This is a genomic window from Thiocystis violacea, assembly GCF_016583575.1.
Taxonomy (GTDB): Bacteria; Pseudomonadota; Gammaproteobacteria; order Chromatiales; family Chromatiaceae; genus Thiocystis; species Thiocystis violacea.
The window spans coordinates 1-618 of sequence record NZ_NRRG01000172.1; the positions used below are offsets into that span (position 1 = coordinate 1).

General features: G+C 61.0%; 1 protein-coding gene. It reads right to left on the bottom strand.

Annotated elements, in window-relative coordinates; translation table 11 throughout:
- On the bottom strand, nucleotides 1-601 hold a 601-nt coding region (locus CKO27_RS24035), incomplete at its 3' end, for a replication initiation factor domain-containing protein (RefSeq protein WP_200377424.1).
- Nucleotides 602-618 lie beyond the last annotated feature (17 nt).

Here is a 618-nt window from a genome sequence, read left to right on the forward strand (position 1 = left end):
CGCCAGCCATCCACCGAGACGCCCTGAAGAAATCTTCCTCACCCCAGAGCGCAACAGCTTCCCGCGCGTGCGGCGCCGGATAGACGCGAGCCTCAAGCCGGACCCACCGCTTATCGCCGCCTGACTCATAGCCCTTCTCGTAAAGGACGAGCTGACACGTCGAGCTGCGTGCCCCGAGGTAGAGCGTGCGCGCCTCCCCTCTCTCCCAATCGCCTTTCTGCTCAATCTTGATGCCCTTGGCCAGCGCAAACCGAATGAGCTTTGCTGCCATGTGATCGAAGAGAGACTCTTCAACCCAATCGATGCACGAATCAACCCGAGTCGGACAGACCTTCCAGCCAAACAACCGCCGCCCCTTGCTAAGGATCCTCGCGACCTCGGGAGAGTCCTCACCTGTCCCCTTGACGTTCACGCCCGGATTGCCGCCCCACCAGACTTCCGCCAGATCCCTATCGCCACGCCGCAGCAGCGCCGCCCGGAGATAGCCATTTTTGGGCCTACCAGGGTAGACCGTAGCTAGATCAAGCTCCCGTTCAAGGAACCCCGTAACATCATCAGCGTCTGGCCCAAAGACGGACGCCTGATACCAATCGAATCTCATGACCTGGCCTCCCTGCC